The organism is Oceanispirochaeta sp. M1 (genome assembly GCF_003346715.1).
GTDB lineage: Bacteria > Spirochaetota > Spirochaetia > DSM-2461 > DSM-2461 > Oceanispirochaeta.
The window spans coordinates 199,317-221,185 of the sequence record NZ_QQPQ01000001.1 but is presented as its reverse complement, the minus strand read 5'-3'; the positions used below and the strand labels follow the sequence as shown (position 1 = coordinate 221,185).

The following is a 21,869-nucleotide window of genomic DNA, read 5'->3' as shown; positions in this document are numbered from 1 at the left end:
TTATATTTACTCCTATCTTTGCACTATCAAGACTCTGAGACCGAGTCTTTCAATAAAGATACTAATGGTAAAAGCTTTAAACCAGTTTTTTCGGATCACAGAGCAGATCTTTGTCAGTAGAGACCCTCAGACATTTTTTACATATGAACCGGGGAGACAGTACTTCGGCAAATATTTCACTTTCCTGCTTTTTCTTCAGACCTTCCTTGGCCAGCTTACACATTTTTTTATCCAGTTTTGACACTTCATCCTCGCAATTAGGCATATCTAACAATATTCATTATAATGAAATATTCTGTGAATACAAGTATCTCTATAGAGTAAGAGCCCAGGATTGGTACTCTTCCAGGCTCATACTGTTATATGACCTGAAACAATTATTAAAATAGGAAATATCCTCTATCTGCAAAACCCTGTAAATATGATCACATGACAGCCCCCCGGCAAGGAGAACACAGGCTCTGCCGCATAAAAGACGTATAGGAAGATCTTCATTTTCATGGGGAGAAAGGCTGAAATACACTCCTCCTCTCCCAGCTGCATCTGAAAGAAGAGGAGAAAATCGTTCCGGTACAAAATAGAGAGGCCTCATATCGGCACTATCGTTGTTCCCGGGCAATAAATAGAGCAAAAAAACATATACCCTCATAAGAATGGAGACTAAAATACCAATCATGATACATTGGCTTCAGTTGAGACAGGAGGTATAGATGATTCCGGTACAGAAAGGAGAAGCCCTCATCCATGATGCCGCCGAGGGACACTGGCTTTATTTCAGGAATCCCCTTGCTGTCTACAGCACAACAGTTCATTCAGAGATACCCTCACTTATCAGATATATTCATAAAAGGGTCTGCAGTGAAAGACTCTATGCCGCCGGATTTATCAGCTATGATGCCTCACCGGGCTTTGATAAGGCTCTGCCTGCCTCTCAGGAAGTAAAGACTCCCCTCCTTTCATTCTCCCTCTACGAGGCGCCGGAGATAATAAAAGAACTGCATTTTGAGAGCAGTGAAAAAGATAATAAGGAACTGAAGTGGACTCCCTGCATCAGCAAAGATGAATACAATAAGGGGTTTTCGGCTGTAAAGGAATATATAAGAACCGGTCACAGTTATCAGGTTAATTATACATACAGACTGGAGGCAGAGTTCAATGGAGACCCCCGGGATCTGTTCTGCCGGATGCAGAGGGCACAAAATGCTTCATACGGGGCCTATCTGGATTACGGTGATATGGTGGTAGCCTCTGCGTCCCCCGAGCTTTTCTTCTCACTGAACGGGGATAGGATAATGACAAAACCGATGAAGGGTACAGCTCCCAGAGGAATGACCACCAAAGAAGATAGAAAGATTGCTCAGGAATTCTACCATTCAGAGAAGAACAGGGCCGAGAATATGATGATTGTGGATATGATCCGAAATGATCTGGGACGGATAGCCCGAAGCGGAACAGTCCGGGTACCCAGGCTCTTTGAAATTGAGAAATACCCGACACTCTGGCAGATGACAACAGAAGTCCATGCCCAAACGGATGCAGAAATCCCGGAGATTCTTGAAAACCTGTTTCCCTGCGCCTCCATAACCGGAGCCCCCAAGTACAGAACAATGGAAATTATTAAAGAGCTTGAATCCACAGCCCGGGGACTCTATACCGGTTCAATAGGATACTGGGGACCCCATAGAAGGGCACAGTTCAATGTAGCCATCCGGACGGCCATGATGAACCGAAACGAACAGACAGCCCGATATGGAACTGGAGGTGGAGTAGTATGGGACTCCACAATGGAAGGGGAATATGAAGAGTCACTCACAAAGACAGGTATTCTCAGTAGAAAAGAGAGAGTATTTTCACTGTTGGAAACACTGAAATGGACAAAAGAAGATGGATTCATTCTTTTGGAACGACATATAAAACGCCTTGAAGAATCGGCAGACTACTTTGACTATCCCTGCAGAACGGGAGATATTAAGAAGGCTTTAGAAAAAACATCCGGAAGCTTCAGGGGTGAAGAGGCTCAGAGAGTACGGCTGCTTCTTGATAGAGATGGAGAAATACACATTGAGGCACAGCCCCTGAATGAGCAGGATTCCAAGGGCCTCAGGACCTTGAAGAGAGCTGATTATCCTATGAGCAGCAGAAATCCATTTCTCTTTCATAAGACTACAGAACGGGAGATCTATAAGAATCTTCTGAAGGAGAATCCTGATTATGATGATGTACTTCTATGGAATGAACAGGGAGAAATCACAGAGAGCTGCATTGCCAATATTGTACTTGTTCTGAAAGGGATTCATTACACTCCTCCCGTGAGCTGTGGGCTTTTAGCCGGTACCATGAGACAGGAGATGCTTGAACAGGGAGTTCTGAAGGAGAGAGTTGTCAAAGCAGCAGAAATAGCTGAAGCAGATGAAATCTACCTTATCAATTCTGTCAGAGGTATTATGAGAGTCAATTACAGTGAATGAGAATAATTTCAAAAGCGCTTGAGTTGAGTCCTTGTCCAGTTGCTCAACTCTTCTGTCTCTTCCCGGCTCAGAAGAAAGAGGGATTCACCCTGGTACAGAATTGTCTTTGGTTTATCAATCAGGCGGACTGACAGCTGAGATTCTGAGGGATCATGATACTGAAGATGATCCAGGACTGCACCGGGTTCAAGAATGGCTATTCTGTCTATTCCCGGATGATTCAGAAGCTCTTTGGAATCATAGGCTCTCCCCTCTTCCAGGCCCTCCAGCTGTCCCCGAAAACGGCCGTCCATGCCTTGCAGGCGCAGAGCGGTTCCTGCCAGAGCCCCGATTATCCCATCACCCGTTCCTCCGTGTTCGGACAGGCGGATACCACAGCGTTCGGCCAGACCGTAGGCCTCAGATTTGCTCAGGACTTCCCCCTTGGCCCTCTGTCCGAAGCTTATAAATTCATCTTTATTACTGAGTTTATGATACTCAAGAATACAGAGCCCCGGATCTGAACCTTCAGCGGATCTCTCCTGTAGAAAACGCACGGCTTCTTTTTCTATCTGATCCACCAGATCAGGATGGTCTTCTTCAATTTCCAGTTCAAAGCACATGGCGCTGTTATGAGATGTATAGGGAACATCGGGATGTACAAAAAGCTGATGCCGGGAGATCCTCTTTGAAGGTCCCCAGCCACGCTCTGAGCTGAGGGTTCTAAAGTCTTCCAGGATGTGGCCTGTTCCCGGACTGGTTAGATTATCTGTATCATCGAAGGCAATCAGCAGCTTCATTTTACTCTCCCTTGGGTGCACGCATACCGCTGCCATCTTTGATACGGGCAATGGTTTCATCATCAATATCGATAGAGAAGAAGCGGGAATAAAACTCTCTGATCTCCTGATCGAGATTTATATCCCCAGTATATTCAGGATAGAGAGTGACGGCTGTCCAGAGAATGGCAAGGGGAGTCTCCATACCGCCGGGATGTCCCCAGCGTGAGATCCCGATGGGAATCTGATACACATCCTTATTCTTTACCGCCTTTAAGCCGCCCCACATCTCATTACTCAAAAGATATTCGTCTACACCGCCTTCATTGCAGATTATCACTTCAGGGTCCCAGAGATAAATCTGCTCCAGGGAGGCAAAAAACTTATTGTCTCTGAATTTAAGAGTCTCTCCAATGGAGACATTATCTACAGCACAGATCTCCAGCCATTCAGCCGGTAGAGTTCCGGCAGCATCGGTTCGGACCGCTTCATTCACAGAGTGATAGACTCTGATCCGTTTATCAGCGGGTAGAGAGCTGAGGAGGTTCTTCACTCTGTCCATGGTCTGCTGGTAGTAATGATTAAACTCCCGGCCCTTCTCCTCACGGTTCAGTGCAGAAGCAATAATACTGATGGCCTCCATCTGTTCCTCAATACTCTTGTATTCAATAACCAGATAGGGAATATCAAAACGCTCCAGCTTCTCCACTTCAGCTTCCAGACGGGCACTCTCTCCTTTCAGAAAAACAAGATCGGGTTCCATTTTGAGGAGTTCTTCAATATGAACCACTCCGTCAAGAGTTGTTACCGCTGCATCTGCCAGTGAGGGATTCAGCTGATTGAGCATTTTATCCCTTTTCAGCCCGGGTACAACCGCAACGATATCCTCACCACAGCCCAGCATGGTGGTGACATGACCGGAAAAGGCGTATAGGCAGGCGACTCGCTCAACTGATTCGGGAATAAGCACTTCCCGGCCGAAGGAATCTGTAATCAATCGTCCTTCCGGAACAGAGCTCTCCTCAGACAGATTCTGGTTCAGCTGCTCCGGCTGATCCTGCATCCCGCGGGCTGTCAGCTGCTGACTGACTACAAAAATCATCAAGGTGATCACGTGGAATAATAATTGTCGTTCCCTATATCTTCTTATATCCATTATTCAGCCTTTCTGTTGGAAGGGATGGGAATTATATTGTTTATGGAATGATTCCCGTCCATATGATTTACAAGAGCCGTACGGACTCCGTACACTCTTTTAAGATTTTCTGGAGTCAGGATATCCATAGGCCTGCCAGATTCCTGTATGATTCCCTCCTGCAGCACTGCCGCCCTGACAGGGAGTCCGCAGTTTTCAAGAAAAAAGACCTGATTGGGAGAATGGGTGGACATGAGGACCGAACGCTTTCTGTTTTTTACAAGAGAAAGAATGGTCTCAAGCATAAGGATCTCATTTCTGTAATCCAGATGACTCCCGGGTTCATCCATAATCAGCAGGGGTGCCTCCTGAACCAGGGCTCTGGCGATAAGCACCATACGGGCTTCGCCTCCCGAGAGCCTTGAGTAATCCTTGTCCTTCAGGGTTTCCAGACCCAGTTCTGTCAGAACCCTCAACACCAGTTTCCGATCCTCTCTTCCCGGAGCTCCAAGAATACCCGTATAGGGAGTCCGTCCCATCAGTACAAAATCTGAAACAGTAAATGGAAAATGACTGCTGTGCTTTTGAGGAACATAGGCTGTAATTTTTGCCAGCTCCTGAGGATTCAGGTTCTTCTGATCTTTCCCCATAATGGTCACAGATCCGGAAGGGGGGGTAAGAAGCTTCAGTATACAGTCCAGCAGTGTTGTCTTGCCGCAGCCGTTCGGTCCCAGAAGACAGAGGACTTCTCCCTCTTCCAGACTCAGATCCAGACCTTTCAATACCTGTTTACTGCCATAACTGAAATGAAGATTTTCGACTTCCAGGAGATGATCTTTCATTGCCAGCCCCGTGCCTTTGTCCGGTAGAGGAGATAAATGAAGAAGGGTGCTCCCAGAAATGATGTAAGGATTCCAAGGGGAAGCTCACTGCCGCTGATTGAACGGGAAATCAGGTCCACCACAATAAGAAAACAGCCCCCCAGAGAGAAGCTGAAGGGAAGGAGCCAGCGATTGTCACTGCCCACGATCATCCGTCCCATGTGGGGAATAATAAGGCCGACCCAGTTAATACTGCCGCTCACACAGACCGCAGCTGCTGTAGCCAGGGTGGTGCATATAACAACAAAGATGCGGGCAGCGGGAACATTGATTCCCAGAGTCCCGGCCTCCCGTTCACCCATGGAGAGTACATTGATTCTATAACTGAATAAGATGAGTCCCAGACAACCGGCCAGCATGGGAATTCCTGCAATAAGAATATCCTGATACCGGGCTGAAGCCAGACTCCCCATAAGCCAGAAAACAATAGCAGGAAGCTGATCATAGGGATCGGCCACATATTTGAGAAATGAGAGCATGGCTGAAAAGAGTGAACTGATCACCATCCCTCCCAGAACAAGAGTGATATGTGCCTTGGCATTATATATTCTTCCCACCATAAAGCTGAAAATCACTGCCAGCAGCCCGAAGAGGAAGGAAAAACCAATCGTCATAATGGAGGTACCAAAAAGAATAATCGCCAGTGCCGCACCAAAGCCTGCACCCGAGCTGACACCAAGCATTCCGGAACTTACAAGGGGATTACGAAACAGCCCCTGAAGGGATGCACCGGAAACAGCAAGACTCCCTCCCACAAGCATCCCCAGGATAGCCCGGGGAAGACGGATATAGAGGATAATTCTGCTTTCGGGACCCTCGTCATTAAGCGGCCCGCCCCTGAATACTGAAGCAAGGCTACCCAGAACATCCCCCCCTCCCACAGGATAGCGCCCCACAAAAAGTGAGCCCAGCATGACAAGGAGTGGAACAGAAATGAGAAGAATATAATAAAGGGATTTATGCCTCTTCAGGAACTCCACAGGATTCGGGTACTTTTACGGTGCAGTCCGGAAAGAGATTGTTGTATCCTCTCCCAGGGTGGAACCGTTTTTAGCCTTCAGCTTTCCGGAAATAACAATTGAGTACCCAGAGTCTTTATTCAGATTCTCATGTGCTTTCACTCTGATAATCCGTTTAAACTCAGGCTCAATCTGATCATCAGCCATAAGAACCTCAAGGGCCACCGATTCTCCATTGTCATTAAGCAGGGTAAAACAGCTTCTGTTGTTATCTGAAACCTTCATATTGATAACATTGCTGGTAAAGGTCAGAACAAACTCTGCATCCACCAAAACATCAACAGCAGCTGCAGGAGGATCACTTGAGTCAAGCATTACGGTTTTATCACCGGCGGCAAGAGGTGACAGAACCAGAAGACTGAGAGCAATAAGAACAAAGATTTTTTTCTGCAAAGACTGAAATGACATAGAAACTCCTGAAAAGAAAAGTGTAGTGATGAAAGAGGAGCCGGAATATAATATCCGAATAGGGTGTATCTCCTTTCCAACAGGGAGGCCTGTCAGTTTCCCGAGAGACCCTTGGTACAGACTTATATCCGTACACCGACTGAAGTTCATGGAATAATTTCTACATGAGAAAATCCTTTAGAAAACAACAGTTCGAAGATTTAATTCATACTAACACCGCTATAAGTCTTTCTACAAGAAGTTTCAGAGAATACAAAGCAGACAGGACCTTTCATTGCAGGCCTTTTTCCTTCTGAATTAAAAAAAAAGAATCATCCTGAATACAATTGATGTTATAGTAAATTTTTTGATTATACACACAACCCACTCCATGGTTGAGTTATTAAGGGATTCACACATGAAAACACTGCTGAAAATCTGCCTGATTATTCTTATACCCCTTATCCTTCTGATCTTATGGCTCACCCTCACTGACTATAAGCCTGAAGACCTTGAAGCAGTCTCAATAACTCATCAGAGTCGGGAGACTGCCGGTGATACTCTGGATATTTTCAACTGGAACATCGGTTACGGCGGCCTTGGCCGAGACATGGATTTCTTTATGGATGAAGGAGAGCGCATCAGGGCTCCCCGAGAGGAGTATGTTTCTTACAGAGAAGGTATATACAAGGCCATAAATGAGAGTTCTGCAGAGATCTATTTCTTTCAGGAGATAGACTGGAAAAGTACCCGCTCCTATAAAGATAATCAACTGGAGCAGATTTCAGATATTCTCAGAGGTAAATCCTATGCCTTTGCATCCAATTACAGAGTAAAATATATCCCCTCCCCCCGGATCATCGGCACTCAGTACGGCTCAGTCCATTCAGGCCTGGCAGTATATTCTGATTACACAATGAAGAAGGCGGAGCGGCATGCCCTGCCGGGTAACTATACCTGGCCCAAGAAGATTTTCTTTCTGGACCGCTGCCTGCTTATGACAGTACTACCGGAAAAGTCCGGAAGGGAGTGGGTTCTCATAAACCTTCATACATCGGCCTATGACAAGGGCGGTTTTCTTAAAAAAGAGCAGCTTGAGTTCATAAAAACGCTGGCCTCCGAGGAATTTGAGAAGGGTCGGTATGTAGTAATAGGTGGAGACTGGAACAGCTTTATGCCGGGCACCGATGCTGATCAGTTCACATCCACTGAAACTGCCCAGGAATTCTACCAGCCCCTGCCTGAAGACTGGTCCATGCCGGGTTGGTCCTGGGCTTTTGATCCGAAAGTGGCGACAAACCGTTCACTGAAAGACCCTTATGAGGCGGGAAAGAGTTTCAAATGTGTAATAGACGGCTTCCTGGTATCACCCAATGTTGATATTCTTGAAGTGAAAGGAATCGACCTGAATTTTGCAAACTCCGATCATAACCCAGTTATGCTGCGAGTCGGCATGAAATAGGAAGCAAATGGAAAACATACTTAAAAACAGACAGTACTACAAATTCTGCTTCTATGGTTTTCTGAAAAATCTCCGTTTTTTTGATGCTTTCTTTATCCTTTTTCTTATTGAGAAGGGTTTGAACTTTACACAGATTGGAACTCTTTATGCTCTACGTGAAATTACCACCAATCTTTTTGAAATACCCTCAGGAATCATTGCAGACAACTTTGGCAGAAAGCGTTCTCTTATCGCATCACTTCTTGTTTATATTATTTCATTTCTGATTTTTTATATCTCAGATAACTACTGGCTTTTCTTTTTCGCCTTCCTTTTTTACGGAATAGCTGAGGCATTCCGCTCAGGAACCCATAAGGGGATACTTATGGATTATCTGAAGATAAATAAAATGGATAACATGAAGATTGCCTACTACGGACATACCCGATCCTGGTCTCAAAAAGGCGCCGCATTATCATCCCTTATAGCGGGGATTATTATATTCTATAACGGCTCCTATGAGATGATCTTCCTATATTCTATAATCCCCTATGTAATCAATTTTCTGCTGATAATGTCCTATCCGGGGGAACTTGATAAGTCAACGGAGCAGTCTGTCAGAAAGGAAATTTTTTCCATAAAAGCGACTGTAAAAGAGCTGTTCTCGGTCATCAGAAAGCCGGAAGTATTCTCCATCCTCAATACTTCCGCCACCCATTCAGCATACTTGAAAGCCGTTAAAGACTATATTCAGCCGGTTATGGTGAATGTGATTATACTCATACCTCTTCTACAGGATACTGAGATAGAGAAGAAGAACGGATTATTTATAGGGATCATGTATTTTCTGATCTATCTAATCACATCCAGAGCTTCCAGGATGGCATCACAAATTGCAGGAAACCGGGAGAAGAGCATAGCTCTCACAACCCTTCTTCTTGGTTTTTCATCTGGAATTATCTGCGGAATTCTGTATGGGGTAGAGTTATGGATACTTGCTCTTATAGCATTCATGGGTATTTATATTATTGAAAACATAAGGAAACCGATCCTTACGGGATTTATTTCTGATAATACATCCAATGAGATCCTGACTTCCGTTCTCTCGGTTCAGTCCCAGTGGAAAACCATCATTACAGCCCTGTTGTCCGTCAGCTTCGGGATTCTATCTGACGCCTTTGGAATAGGAGCGGCATTGGCCGGGATCTCATCATTCCTGATGATCTGGACTTTTATTATCAAGGCAGTTAAAGAGCGGAAATAATTGAATAGACCAGAGCCAATGTAAAAGTGGTTTTACTGAGGCATAAATACCACTGGCAGAGTGTCTTACAATTAAAAAACTCCAGTTCCCACTAACCTTTAAATTAGAATGATTGAAAGTCCCTTACCAAGCATCCAAGAGTATAGTGGATGACTCTTTCTCTGACACCGCATAAATGGTATTTACATCCAAGGTTACATTTATCTCTCATGTCATTCCAACTTTAGCAATTAACGAGTCATATTCGATATCAAGGCTCATAATATTTACTGCATCACCAGATGAACCTTTCATTTCAATAGCTATCTGTTTATTATTGAACACCACTACATCACTAGTTTAAACAATTGTATATTTACAGTATATCGAAATAGAGGGATCATCATGAGTTCAGATTATACAGCAATAGATTTTGAAACAGCCCAGGGAAAAAGATACAGTATATGTCAGGTAGGTTTGATTCGGGTTGTTAATGGAAAGATTGTAAAAGAGATTAGTCGATTAGTCAGACCACCGAAAAATTATTACTGGAATCGATTCATTGAAATCCACGGAATAACTGCTAAAGATACAGAAGATGCACCCAATTTTGCGGAAATTTGGAAAGAGATTGAATCCTATATAAGAAATCAGACCGTTGTTGCTCATAATGGAATGGCTTTTGATTTCCCTGTTCTTGAAAAAACTCTGGAATTCTATAATATGCTTCCCCCTTCCTACACAAAAAGATGTACATATAAAATATACAGAAAGAATCTTGCCTCCCTTTGTGATGAATATCAAATTCCATTAAACCATCATGATGCTTTATCAGATGCCAGAGCCTGTGCTCAGTTATTCCATTTTCATATAACGAATTCGAAAATGTTATTATCTTAAGAGAGAAGGATTCAATTGAAAGAAATGATTTCTTGTCCAAAATGATTTTTTTCTTAACCTGTTAAAATGTTTAGAGATTTTAAGAATCCCAGTTTAAAGAGGTAAAACGCAGTGGTAATCTCGTTTCATCAGCGGAGGTCCAAAATCCCCCTGCCTGAGTGGAAAAACAGTGAAAATGATGACTTCCGAAGGGACAAATCAGAAACACCCCCGCCTGAGCGGGGAAAACGGATCAAATAGAGCGCCGATATGCTCGAAAGTGGAAACACCCCCGCCTGAGCGGGGAAAACTCCTCTTCGTCGTCAAATCTGCCGTCTGCGTTAGAAACACCCCCGCCTGAGCGGGGAAAACCCATTTACCAATCACCCAATCGGGCAAATGTAAGAAACACCCCCGCCTGAGCGGGGAAAACGGCGCTTCACCTGTTACGAATTTAGAAATAATAGAAACACCCCCGCCTGAGCGGGGAAAACATCGTTAAGATCTGTTTTTTTTGTATAATGGGAGAAACACCCCCGCCTGAGCGGGGAAAACTTGGAGAAGGAATCAGAAAAGGACTCTCTGGAAGAAACACCCCCGCCTGAGCGGGGAAAACCAAAAACTAGTAAACTGCCTGTATCCAGTTGTGGAAACACCCCCGCCTGAGCGGGGAAAACTTTCAGCATCCATTGTAAATATATTTAATCTCAGAAACACCCCCGCCTGAGCGGGGAAAACGGAGGGCAAATGGTAAATCGTTTTACTAAAAGAGAAACACCCCCGCCTGAGCGGGGAAAACTATTGAAATATCACTAGAAGAGTATAAAGCATGGAAACACCCCCGCCTGAGCGGGGAAAACGATCCAGCCGATAGAATACCTTCACCGGCTTTAGAAACACCCCCGCCTGAGCGGGGAAAACCCAATAATCATCTGGTTTAAGATCTGGATAAAAGAAACACCCCCGCCTGAGCGGGGAAAACAATAACAAATAAAAGGATGTGAGAATGAAAACAGAAACACCCCCGCCTGAGCGGGGAAAACTCTGGAAGCATTGTAAAAAATGTCATTTATACAGAAACACCCCCGCCTGAGCGGGGAAAACGTCGAAAGCTTCGATTGCTGCCAATCTTTCTTCAGAAACACCCCCGCCTGAGCGGGGAAAACATGCCGGAGCCGATTCAGGAGGAATGTATCTTGGAAACACCCCCGCCTGAGCGGGGAAAACGTTCGTAGGTCATGATAGTAACAGGTTTAGCCAGAAACACCCCCGCCTGAGCGGGGAAAACAAGAGTATAGACAAAGGATGAAGAACTTTAATGGAAACACCCCCGCCTGAGCGGGGAAAACTTATTAAACCATTGCTTTAGTTGTGTTATAGAAGAAACACCCCCGCCTGAGCGGGGAAAACCTTAGAATCTGCAGCGTTATAGCTACCGAAACAGAAACACCCCCGCCTGAGCGGGGAAAACCCTGTCCTTCCAGTATTTCCATATCATAGGCGAGAAACACCCCCGCCTGAGCGGGGAAAACCCATTCCCGTCTTCTTCCGCATAAACTACACTAGAAACACCCCCGCCTGAGCGGGGAAAACTCAAGCACTGTAAGATTTATCCCCGATGTAACAGAAACACCCCCGCCTGAGCGGGGAAAACATAATAATCAATAGGGATTAAATTAAAGGTACAGAAACACCCCCGCCTGAGCGGGGAAAACATTAGCACAACGTACCACAACGGGACTACTGGAGAAACACCCCCGCCTGAGCGGGGAAAACCTGGATGTAATCAGGTTCTTCTTCTGTCACTGAGAAACACCCCCGCCTGAGCGGGGAAAACGTCAAATGTCTCTTTGGCGTATTTGTTGATAAGGAAACACCCCCGCCTGAGCGGGGAAAACTGAGCCAGCCTAAAGATATGGATCTTAAAATAAGAAACACCCCCGCCTGAGCGGGGAAAACATCCATGATAAGGGAGGGGAGTAATGAAGATGAGAAACACCCCCGCCTGAGCGGGGAAAACTAGTCAAGTAAAATATAATAATAAATAGTATGCGAAACACCCCCGCCTGAGCGGGGAAAACGCCGTAACGCTAATTGCAATGACAGCCAGATGAGAAACACCCCCGCCTGAGCGGGGAAAACTTCCCTGTCGGCTATTGCCGAGTTCGTTATATAGAAACACCCCCGCCTGAGCGGGGAAAACAGGAGAACGCTCCAGAGGAAGAACAGGAGACTAGAAACACCCCCGCCTGAGCGGGGAAAACATATAGTTTTCTATGGTCAGCCTGATAACAGTAGAAACACCCCCGCCTGAGCGGGGAAAACAATACCATAGACGGAAGAAAGCACAACAGGCAAGAAACACCCCCGCCTGAGCGGGGAAAACCGATCAATGGTAATCTCATAAACTCCGGCGATAGAAACACCCCCGCCTGAGCGGGGAAAACGAACCAGCACTCTTTTGTGGTTCCCTTTAGGTAGAAACACCCCCGCCTGAGCGGGGAAAACACTCTATGGGAAGAAAGCAGCAGACAAATATAGGAAACACCCCCGCCTGAGCGGGGAAAACTCACCCAGGCCATGCCTTTTGGGGTGAGGAATGGAAACACCCCCGCCTGAGCGGGGAAAACCTAACGTCTTTGTTGAAATTCAAAATGGGAATAGAAACACCCCCGCCTGAGCGGGGAAAACTGGCTCGCTCAGACCCCCGGACACGTCTATCCGGAAACACCCCCGCCTGAGCGGGGAAAACTTATTCGGCGGAAGATGAGTCATTTGTATGTAAGAAACACCCCCGCCTGAGCGGGGAAAACTCAGGCAACCGATCATCAACACTTATCCATTCAGAAACACCCCCGCCTGAGCGGGGAAAACTTTATCCAGCTTACACTGCAGGAATATAAAGCAGAAACACCCCCGCCTGAGCGGGGAAAACGTCGGCTATATCATAACAACCCTCTACTATAAGGAAACACCCCCGCCTGAGCGGGGAAAACTGACCCAGAAAAAACCACAAAGACAACAGAATAGAAACACCCCCGCCTGAGCGGGGAAAACTCCGTGTAGGACGGCATGGGGTGATATTTCTCAGAAACACCCCCGCCTGAGCGGGGAAAACTACCTGATAAGCTCCGGCGTCGTATTTCATCAGGAAACACCCCCGCCTGAGCGGGGAAAACGGACATGATACGGCTCCGGGGCAACCTTGCTTAGAAACACCCCCGCCTGAGCGGGGAAAACCCAGCTTCTCGCCGATTTCCTCAGTTAATTGAAGAAACACCCCCGCCTGAGCGGGGAAAACGGAAGCTGGACAGACCCAGTCGCTTGTTATGAAGAAACACCCCCGCCTGAGCGGGGAAAACGCCATGTATGAACGTCACCGGCTGCATTCTCAAGAAACACCCCCGCCTGAGCGGGGAAAACGCTTTTATGATCGCCGCAGCGACTACCGCAGTAGAAACACCCCCGCCTGAGCGGGGAAAACGAATATTCCGCATTCCCTGGGTGTAATCATCAAGAAACACCCCCGCCTGAGCGGGGAAAATGTTCATCTTCGGCAAGTGCAAGCTCACATAGGAGAAACACCCCCGCCTGAGCGGGGAAAACGATCAAAGCGGTACTGAAGTCATGGTCAAAATAGAAACACCCCCGCCTGAGCGGGGAAAACAACAGGAGAAAGCAAAGGCATGACACTCCGTGAGAAACACCCCCGCCTGAGCGGGGAAAACCTTTACTTGTTCAGCTTCGGCGGTTCTCAAACTGAAACACCCCCGCCTGAGCGGGGAAAACCTTCTCCGTCCCAATAAGGAACTATAATATCTAGAAACACCCCCGCCTGAGCGGGGAAAACGCTTATATATCAGGATGTGTCCATGAAGAACTAGAAACACCCCCGCCTGAGCGGGGAAAACCTGCTAAAACTCTGAGAGGTGAAAAAGAATCGAGAAACACCCCCGCCTGAGCGGGGAAAACTTCTGACCTTGAAATAAAGCTGAAAGATATCAAGAAACACCCCCGCCTGAGCGGGGAAAACCAACAAAGGCCTCTGTCTGAGAATTGAGGATAAGAAACACCCCCGCCTGAGCGGGGAAAACGCAAGCTCACATAGGATTGATTCTATTATGTCGGAAACACCCCCGCCTGAGCGGGGAAAACAAACGCCTAATGAATTTGCAAGCTCTGAATATAGAAACACCCCCGCCTGAGCGGGGAAAACTTCTCTGTTTTGATCATCTCCGGTATCAATTGAGAAACACCCCCGCCTGAGCGGGGAAAACCCAGATTTCGTATGACTCCCCCTGTATAAGGCAGAAACACCCCCGCCTGAGCGGGGAAAACAGTGGGGATGTGGTTGCACTGGTATGATCTCTGGAAACACCCCCGCCTGAGCGGGGAAAACCTACTACCTGGAATCTTTCAAGCTTTGAGCAGAGAAACACCCCCGCCTGAGCGGGGAAAACATCAATCAGCCCTCTTCGGAGGGCATCAAGTTTAGAAACACCCCCGCCTGAGCGGGGAAAACATAGGCTTTTGAACCTATAGGGAACTTACCGTAGAAACACCCCCGCCTGAGCGGGGAAAACGGCTGATTCCTGTACTTCTCGGGGGCAAGGTTGGAAACACCCCCGCCTGAGCGGGGAAAACCATATGTATGTAGACACTACCGGGACCAACTGAGAAACACCCCCGCCTGAGCGGGGAAAACGTTAACCGGCAGACTATCTCACCTCTCTCTGTAGAAACACCCCCGCCTGAGCGGGGAAAACTTCGAAGTGATAGTGAAATGATTAAGCAACTGGGAAACACCCCCGCCTGAGCGGGGAAAACCTCTGAATGAAGAATCTTTGATACAGCACTGATGAAACACCCCCGCCTGAGCGGGGAAAACCCTTTGTATGAATATAAACAGTTACTTTTCTGAGAAACACCCCCGCCTGAGCGGGGAAAACGTGCGCATTCCTGTACCAGTTTAGATTTAACCAGAAACACCCCCGCCTGAGCGGGGAAAACTATCGCTATACCCTAAAGACAATGTTGCACCGGGAAACACCCCCGCCTGAGCGGGGAAAACGCCTTCACAAGGGTTTTCTTTCCTAACTGTACAGAAACACCCCCGCCTGAGCGGGGAAAACATCCATGATAAGGGAGGGGAGTAATGAAGATGAGAAACACCCCCGCCTGAGCGGGGAAAACCTCCGACCGGGGAGGTAATCGTAATATACATAGGAAACACCCCCGCCTGAGCGGGGAAAACGCCCTCCTGATGCTCTCTTGCTCTTCCACATAAGAAACACCCCCGCCTGAGCGGGGAAAACCGTAGCAGTTCCATTTCAGGAGGAGCAACCTTAGAAACACCCCCGCCTGAGCGGGGAAAACGGGAAATATCGCATAAAGGGTACGACTGGAGCAGAAACACCCCCGCCTGAGCGGGGAAAACCACCACCATGAACTGTCAGATGCAAAGCTATTAGAAACACCCCCGCCTGAGCGGGGAAAACTCGACATAGACAGGCAGGATGAATGTATAAATAGAAACACCCCCGCCTGAGCGGGGAAAACACCACAATAGATGAAGAGGGGAAAGAGACCGGAGAAACACCCCCGCCTGAGCGGGGAAAACGATGTCCAAAAGACTGTACTATCAATCACCTCAGAAACACCCCCGCCTGAGCGGGGAAAACTCCATCTCTCTTGAGTTCTGCCGTGTAAGTACAGAAACACCCCCGCCTGAGCGGGGAAAACCTCCTCATCAGCAGATGGATTTATATACCGATAGAAACACCCCCGCCTGAGCGGGGAAAACAGTACCCGTCTAAAGTCCCACCATCAGAAAGCAGAAACACCCCCGCCTGAGCGGGGAAAACTGCCTAACAGCTCTTTGGTCCTTGCCAGTGTTAGAAACACCCCCGCCTGAGCGGGGAAAACACTCTTCCATGTAGTATTCATCGTACCCAGTCAGAAACACCCCCGCCTGAGCGGGGAAAACCACTGCTATACCGAGAACACCGATCACCAGGAGGAAACACCCCCGCCTGAGCGGGGAAAACCTCTTCTCGCGCTTTCTTATCCGCTTCAGCTAAGAAACACCCCCGCCTGAGCGGGGAAAACACCAATATATAGTAAGGGTTTGTTAGAGATACACCACATACGGTGTATTTAGATATCCTGAAATTTTTCAAAAATTAGTTGAAGCCCATCAATACTGGCAATTTTTCTTTTTGTGTCGCCAATACCCCAAATTTTATAATAGGGAGGATAATTTACTTTTTGAAAGACTAACAACCCGGATGTAACTGGACAACTATTGATCAAATAATTGATAACACCATCAGCAATATTATCTTTAATACCTGAAACAAAGACATTTGCCCGTGGTTCAATAAACCAGAGTTTCATCCTACCACGAACCGCCGGTGGTAAATCATTAGCTATTACGACAACCACTATTTCATATCCAACATTCGTTTTACATCATTACCTATAATATCCAATATTTTCATATCTAAAACTCTTTGTCTGAATTTTTCAGCAACAAGATATTTATTATATTGACCAGCCATTTCCAGTGTTAAAGAAAAAGAAAGATCAATACATAGATGTTCCTTGTATAGATCTGCCATATCATAAATGAAGGGTAGAGGGCTGCCTGAATGAACAAACCCTATATGTGGGGAAAATCCCATACTGTATATGGCAGAAGTCAAGATTCCATACAATGCGGCATTGGCAGAGCTGAGAATCTGATTGGTAATATCTGATAGTTGAAACTTACCGGGAATAAAAGAACGGCCTTTCCAGCCGACACCATATTCCTCTGCTTTTTGCTCATACAGCTGTTTAACTCGTCTTCCTTCCATGCCCATAAGTTCTTGTAAGGATTTCCGACTAATATCTTCCCCGGGGAATCGAGTTAAAAACATTCTCCTGGCAACTTCAAGTCTTTTCTTGGGAGAAGAAGCCTTTTCCATTTGAACTCTCATGTTCCTGGTATTGGATGTAGGACATTGTCCGACTGCATAGAAAAGCATACTATCCTCCCCCACCCAGCAGACCATACATTTTGAAGCGGCTAAGACCTTTACAGCCTCATGGGTGATACTGGTTCCCGGACCAAGGAGGATAGCATTTAATGATGCAGATGGTATTCGTACAAGATTGCCCTCACAGTCAATCCACTTAACACTGCTATCATCAATTTCCAACCTTCCCCTTTCAAGATAAATATAAGGATATCTATCTTTGACTTGAGGGAGATTGTTCCTTTGGATTTTTATGAATAATCTGTTCTTTTTCGGGGTCTCAACATTCAATGACACTAACCCGTCTATCCCGGTATTTTTTCATCTCTCCAAATTGGAGTGGGACATCATTTAGAGTGATCAAGTCACCGGGATATTCACCATCCAATACATAAAAATCTTTTATCAACCCTTTTTCTTCAGATAATTTTTGAGCAGAATTTTCGGACTCATCTTTTTCTGAGAATATACCCTGGAAAATAAATTCAGAGGGTATACAATTCTTTCGTCCCAGGGAAAGGTTAAAGACAGGAGCCTGAAGAGCAGCAGCTATATCAATTGCCAGGGAGTCTGGAAGCTCCTGGATCACAGCAAAAACGGCATCCTGGAGATAGTTCCGGTATGTCATCTTAGTCCCACCGCCAATAGCTTTTTTACCATCATTTGTTTTAGGAATAAAGTTTTTCTCCCAAATATCTTTATCATTGTACCCACTGCCAACCATCTGAAAATCCATAAGAAAGGATTCTTTATCCTCTCTTTTTTTATAGGAAATGACCGATTGTGGATATTCTGATAATACCTGTAGGAGATCAATCTGAGGTCCTTTTGCTCCGAGAGCCGCAAGAATTATTCCAAAAACTCCTGATTTTGTTGGAAATGCCAAGGTATCCCTCATTCCGAACTGGGAATCATACCCCCAGGACTGCAAGGGACCTTCAAGCCATAATAAGATGTATTTACTCATATGATCCCTTCACTGCTTCCACTATCCTTTTAATGAGATGATCTATACTAAAATTATCATCCTGCCCCCAAGCAAAGCCATTGATTTTATTGAAAAGGGACCCTGATAATTTCTCCTTTTTATCCAGATAATCATTTAGCGCTTCGATACTGGGCTCCAGGTAACCTTTACCCGATGACCTTACAGGCTTATCAAAGGAAGCCTGGATTCCCTGTCCTCTTCGAATATTAACTCTGGCATAATCCCATGGGTTATAGCCCGCCTGAGTGGTCTGACGGGCACCGGGGACAGCGACATACAGGGCTTTTATGAAAGCTGTCAATGCCTTTTCAAGTTCCTCATCATCTCCTAAAGTATCTACTAACTGGCCTAAATCAAGACCGATATAACGATAGTATGTGGCAGAATTAAACTCCAGACTTCCCATATGAGAAGAACCGGTTTCAAGCTCCTCACTGATGGGATAATCATCCAGGGCGGTAAAGAATTCCACTTCATTGCTGACCTTATGAGTAGAGATAGCATGAGAAAAAGAGGCTGCCGCCTCCACGTTTAATTCTGCGGCCTGAGCAACCATTCGTCCAAATAAGGCAATATCCAATCCATCCAGCCCCGGATTAAATGCTTTTTTATGGGTTTTAATGATATCTTTGTCTTTTTCAGTCAGAGTATATTCTTTATCTTTTGCTAACAGAGCTAAAGCTTTACTCTCTGTATCACTGAAAAAATGGAGTGTATCTTTGCTTAAAGCATTTGATATTATTTCACTGCATACCTTAGCCTGCTCCTCTGTTGCTCCAAGAAGAAGGCACTCTTTTTCAATTTTCTGGGCTATGTGTTTAGTGCGGGTAGCAATGTTGATACCAAAATCTTTCATACTGAGACGGATCTGTCTTTTCCAGGATTGGCTACTGACTCGAGCTCGTGTGACACCACCGACAACTGCTGTTTTTGGAGAGCCGACATCATCCCTATTCAGGCAGGTTACCGGAAAGCTCTGCAAAATGTGAAATTCAACTTTTAATCCTCTATAATTACTCTTTTCCATATTCTCTCTCCTCTTTATTTAATTTCTGTTAAAGGTCTTAATTGCAATAATCCAAAACCAAAAGCCTTAGCTCTCCCGATTCCCATCTCAAAAGAGTGATTGAATACACTCCTGTCTGTCACTTCCAGAGTTCCCATAAAAGTGGCCTGATTATGAACAACAGTGTGTTCGCCCTTTCGAAAATCCTGCAATCCAGTCTCACTGACTGCCAGATGATCTGTTTGAGTTCTAAATCCCCAAACATCCTGTCGAGATAAAAACCATTTTTTCAGTTCAGTCTCCCCTCTCACAGGTATCATTTTTTTTGAACCTGTTTTTCTAAAAACCGGATTAAGTCTTACAGAAAAAGCATATTTGGAGTTATTTAAAAAATCTTCGGGAACAGACTTCGATTCGAGCTCACCACATTCAGGAATTTTCGGGGCATTCCTTGATAGGATAAGAATTTTTCTGTATTGAAAGTTCCCTCCCGCATCCAAGTATAAAAAGGTTCTGGAATCACCAGGAAACAGGGTATAAACAACTCTATGAATACTGTATGCATCTTTGATTTTAAGAGTTTTAATATCCCCGGGAGATAATTTTAGTATTGATGCAATCATTTCTCGGCTCCCTTACTGCCATAGAACTCCTGAGCCCAGGAGGCACGGATTTTGTCCCTCTTCCAGTCAATGTCGAAGCTGAGAATTTCATCCAGTAATCTGGCATGTGAAAATGGGGTTTCTCTTGATTGAAGCAGTCTGAGATTGGACCTTAATACTAGAATCAGCTCCTGACTATCTTTGCAAGTCAAGAGTCTTCTTAATCTGCTATGTCCCGGACCTCGCTCATCATCAGAAGGGCCATTACGAACATCAAAAGCGATGGCCAGGGCACGACCCAAGCCTAAAGGGCCATCCTTTCCTGACTTATGTTTTGCCAAAGAAGCAGCTATCAAGGCATAAGATTTTCTTTCTCTATCATTTTCAAGATCAACCCACCGGCTTAGAATTTCCCAGCTTTGGTATTCTGTATTTTCATTATCAGCCTTTTTCAATTTTGCACCAAAAGATTTATTCTTCTGATTCTGGATCGTCTCTAACACATAACCGACAAAAGCATCACTCTTTTTAATCTTATTATCCTGCAACATCCTCACCATCCTCCTTCAATTCACTCAGATATTTACTTAATTTTGGTTTACATTTTGCCCATGCGGCCATTTGCCTGGCCGTAACAGAGGGGCAATATTTGTCATATGATTGATACACATAGGATGCAAATTTCTTTCTTAAGACCAGAAGTTGTTCACGATCTTCACAGAAATCTAATAAGTCCTGAAAGTTTCTTTCACAACGGGACCAATAGTCATATTTGGCTTTTTTGATCAGATTTTCGTTCTTTACCTTCAATTCTTTATGGTAACTGTTCATGCAGGAATAAATAGCCTTATCTAATCTATTCAGTTCCTGCATCTCATTTCTCAATCTGAAATACCAGGGTTCTCCCAGTATCTCTGAATTCAGACTGAATGAAGAGTCACTATAATCATCTGTTCCGGAACAGTATTGCTCCCCGGCATTACTGCTAACCATGATACCCCCAGTCCAGATTCCGATATCATCGAATGTAGTTTTGATCCTCTGATAGGCAAGCTTCAATTGATAACAGAGAAAATCTTCCTCTTTTTGCATGAATGATAATAATGAGGGAATACTCCTCCATGATTTTTTTTCATGGGAGACCCAAATGGCCTTAGGGGTTTTATCATCTGGTTTTACTGTTACTGATGGATCCCACACTCCTTCATTGTGACGATCGTGAGCGATGCCCTCAGAATAATGGATTCCTTCATCAGCTATTAAAACAAAACGGGAATAGGGTATTAATCTACCGAAATAGGATTTCTTTAGTTTCTGAGAGACGAGATCATCTTCCCCTGCTGGTGGATTTCCCCAGGGGGGATCTCCCAATCCATCAGGAAACATTCCCATGGATGAAATGTCCTGATGAGTGAAAAGATTCATGAATATTGTTTCCGGAATATTATTGCCACTATAGAAAGAGTGCTGATATCCCATATATCCTAGCGAGGGGCCTGATTTTCCTGATGTTTTTTTTCCATTTTCTTTTGTCTTCCCCATATATCCCGGGGTAAGAACAACAGAGTTATCTGATTTTTTTCCTGAGAAGGCAAAGCTGTTTACCTGAAGAACCAATAATGCAATACCGGCATCATCCAGGGATCGCTCTATTTGGCTTTTAAAGAGTACCGTTGTATTACCAGTAGAAATTTCAGGAACAAGAGCTCCTGATGTTTGTATTTCGGCCTTAATAATGGCGGGAATCTGTAGAAATGGGTTTTCACCATATAGCCAGAAGTAATTTTTATTATTCTCAAGATACTCCACACAGGCCTTAACGAGTCCGTCGACTCCCAAGCGCTTCCATTCATCATCATCCTCGGGAGTGACTGCTGCCTGAGTAATTGCCAGCAGAAGTTTCATTATGGAAATCTTCTGAATTGGATTCCCACCCAGTGTAGCCAGTGTTAGATCAGAGAAAATTTGTTTTAGACTGACCATCCCTGTATGAGCAACAGGAATCCACTTTTCTTCTACCAGGTTGTACCGATTTTCAATCAT

18 protein-coding genes, 1 CRISPR repeat array and 1 riboswitch are annotated in these 21,869 nt (G+C 45.3%); of the genes, 4 read left to right on the top strand and 14 right to left on the bottom strand.

Annotated elements, in window-relative coordinates; genetic code table 11:
- Positions 1-76: 76 nt before the first annotated feature.
- Positions 77-265: a hypothetical protein gene (locus DV872_RS26350; protein WP_147283080.1), complete on the bottom strand. Its 189-nt coding sequence runs from the start codon at positions 263-265 to the stop codon at positions 77-79.
- Positions 266-313: 48 nt separating this feature from the next.
- Positions 314-592: a hypothetical protein gene (locus DV872_RS00895; protein WP_147283079.1), complete on the bottom strand. Its 279-nt coding sequence runs from the start codon at positions 590-592 to the stop codon at positions 314-316.
- A 118-nt stretch (positions 593-710) separates the two neighbouring features.
- Between DV872_RS00895 and pabB the strand changes: the two genes are divergently transcribed.
- The gene (gene pabB, locus DV872_RS00890) at positions 711-2,468 is read left to right on the top strand and encodes an aminodeoxychorismate synthase component I (protein WP_114627940.1); all 1,758 of its coding nucleotides are present in this window, start codon (positions 711-713) and stop codon (positions 2,466-2,468) included.
- An 8-nt stretch (positions 2,469-2,476) separates the two neighbouring features.
- Here the strand turns inward: pabB and DV872_RS00885 are convergent, their stop codons facing one another.
- The 5 genes from DV872_RS00885 to DV872_RS00865 all read right to left on the bottom strand — a co-directional run bounded on the left by DV872_RS00885 (position 2,477) and on the right by DV872_RS00865 (position 6,669).
- Positions 2,477-3,247 (bottom strand): hypothetical protein, encoded by a 771-nt coding sequence (locus tag DV872_RS00885; RefSeq protein WP_114627939.1) that lies wholly within the window; start codon positions 3,245-3,247, stop codon positions 2,477-2,479.
- A 1-nt stretch (position 3,248) separates the two neighbouring features.
- Complete coding sequence (locus DV872_RS00880) at positions 3,249-4,328, bottom strand: ABC transporter substrate-binding protein (protein WP_230391374.1); 1,080 nt, start codon at positions 4,326-4,328, stop codon at positions 3,249-3,251.
- A gap of 53 nt (positions 4,329-4,381) precedes the next feature.
- Entirely contained in the window at positions 4,382-5,203 is an 822-nt protein-coding gene (locus tag DV872_RS00875) for an ABC transporter ATP-binding protein (protein ID WP_114627937.1), read from the bottom strand.
- Positions 5,200-6,156 carry an iron ABC transporter permease gene (locus DV872_RS00870; protein WP_114628011.1) on the bottom strand — a complete coding sequence of 319 codons (957 nt, stop codon included), beginning with the start codon at positions 6,154-6,156 and terminating at the stop codon, positions 5,200-5,202. The genes DV872_RS00875 and DV872_RS00870 overlap by 4 nt, the downstream gene beginning before the upstream one ends.
- A gap of 81 nt (positions 6,157-6,237) precedes the next feature.
- Positions 6,238-6,669 carry an Ig-like domain-containing protein gene (locus tag DV872_RS00865; protein WP_114627936.1) on the bottom strand — a complete coding sequence of 144 codons (432 nt, stop codon included), beginning with the start codon at positions 6,667-6,669 and terminating at the stop codon, positions 6,238-6,240.
- Between the two features lie 53 nt (positions 6,670-6,722).
- Positions 6,723-6,879: riboswitch (molybdenum cofactor riboswitch) on the bottom strand.
- Between the two features lie 136 nt (positions 6,880-7,015).
- On the opposite strand from DV872_RS00865, the gene DV872_RS00860 reads away from it, so the two are divergent.
- The 3 genes from DV872_RS00860 (at position 7,016) to DV872_RS00850 (ending at position 10,232) form a co-directional block, all read left to right on the top strand.
- A complete protein-coding gene (locus DV872_RS00860; protein ID WP_147283078.1) occupies positions 7,016-8,110 on the top strand; it encodes an endonuclease/exonuclease/phosphatase family protein in 1,095 nt (364 codons plus the stop codon).
- 7 nt (positions 8,111-8,117) lie between these two features.
- Entirely contained in the window at positions 8,118-9,353 is a 1,236-nt protein-coding gene (locus DV872_RS00855; RefSeq protein WP_114627934.1) for an MFS transporter, read from the top strand.
- Positions 9,354-9,737: 384 nt separating this feature from the next.
- Positions 9,738-10,232: a 3'-5' exonuclease gene (locus tag DV872_RS00850; protein WP_114627933.1), complete on the top strand. Its 495-nt coding sequence runs from the start codon at positions 9,738-9,740 to the stop codon at positions 10,230-10,232.
- 200 nt (positions 10,233-10,432) lie between these two features.
- A CRISPR array of direct repeats spans positions 10,433-16,319; the repeat unit is 29 nt; unit sequence AGAAACACCCCCGCCTGAGCGGGGAAAAC.
- A 48-nt stretch (positions 16,320-16,367) separates the two neighbouring features.
- On the opposite strand, the gene cas2e is transcribed toward DV872_RS00850, so the two are convergent.
- From cas2e to casA, 7 genes are read right to left on the bottom strand one after another with little or no spacing between them, the layout of a single operon-like run.
- Complete coding sequence (gene cas2e, locus DV872_RS00845) at positions 16,368-16,655, bottom strand: type I-E CRISPR-associated endoribonuclease Cas2e (protein WP_114627932.1); 288 nt, start codon at positions 16,653-16,655, stop codon at positions 16,368-16,370.
- Complete coding sequence (cas1e, locus tag DV872_RS00840; protein ID WP_255566852.1) at positions 16,655-17,527, bottom strand: type I-E CRISPR-associated endonuclease Cas1e; 873 nt, start codon at positions 17,525-17,527, stop codon at positions 16,655-16,657. The genes cas2e and cas1e overlap by 1 nt, the downstream gene beginning before the upstream one ends.
- A complete protein-coding gene (gene cas5e / locus DV872_RS00835; protein WP_114627931.1) occupies positions 17,511-18,197 on the bottom strand; it encodes a type I-E CRISPR-associated protein Cas5/CasD in 687 nt (228 codons plus the stop codon). The genes cas1e and cas5e overlap by 17 nt, the downstream gene beginning before the upstream one ends.
- Entirely contained in the window at positions 18,190-19,245 is a 1,056-nt protein-coding gene (cas7e, locus tag DV872_RS00830) for a type I-E CRISPR-associated protein Cas7/Cse4/CasC (protein WP_114627930.1), read from the bottom strand. Before cas7e ends, cas5e begins: the two co-directional genes overlap by 8 nt.
- Before the next feature lie 14 nt (positions 19,246-19,259).
- Positions 19,260-19,847, bottom strand: a complete 588-nt coding sequence (cas6e, locus tag DV872_RS00825) for a type I-E CRISPR-associated protein Cas6/Cse3/CasE (protein WP_114627929.1) — start codon at positions 19,845-19,847, stop codon at positions 19,260-19,262.
- Entirely contained in the window at positions 19,844-20,377 is a 534-nt protein-coding gene (casB, locus tag DV872_RS00820) for a type I-E CRISPR-associated protein Cse2/CasB (protein ID WP_158546770.1), read from the bottom strand. The genes cas6e and casB overlap by 4 nt, the downstream gene beginning before the upstream one ends.
- Positions 20,364-21,869 (bottom strand): type I-E CRISPR-associated protein Cse1/CasA, encoded by a 1,506-nt coding sequence (gene casA, locus DV872_RS00815; RefSeq protein ID WP_114627927.1) that lies wholly within the window; start codon positions 21,867-21,869, stop codon positions 20,364-20,366. Before casA ends, casB begins: the two co-directional genes overlap by 14 nt.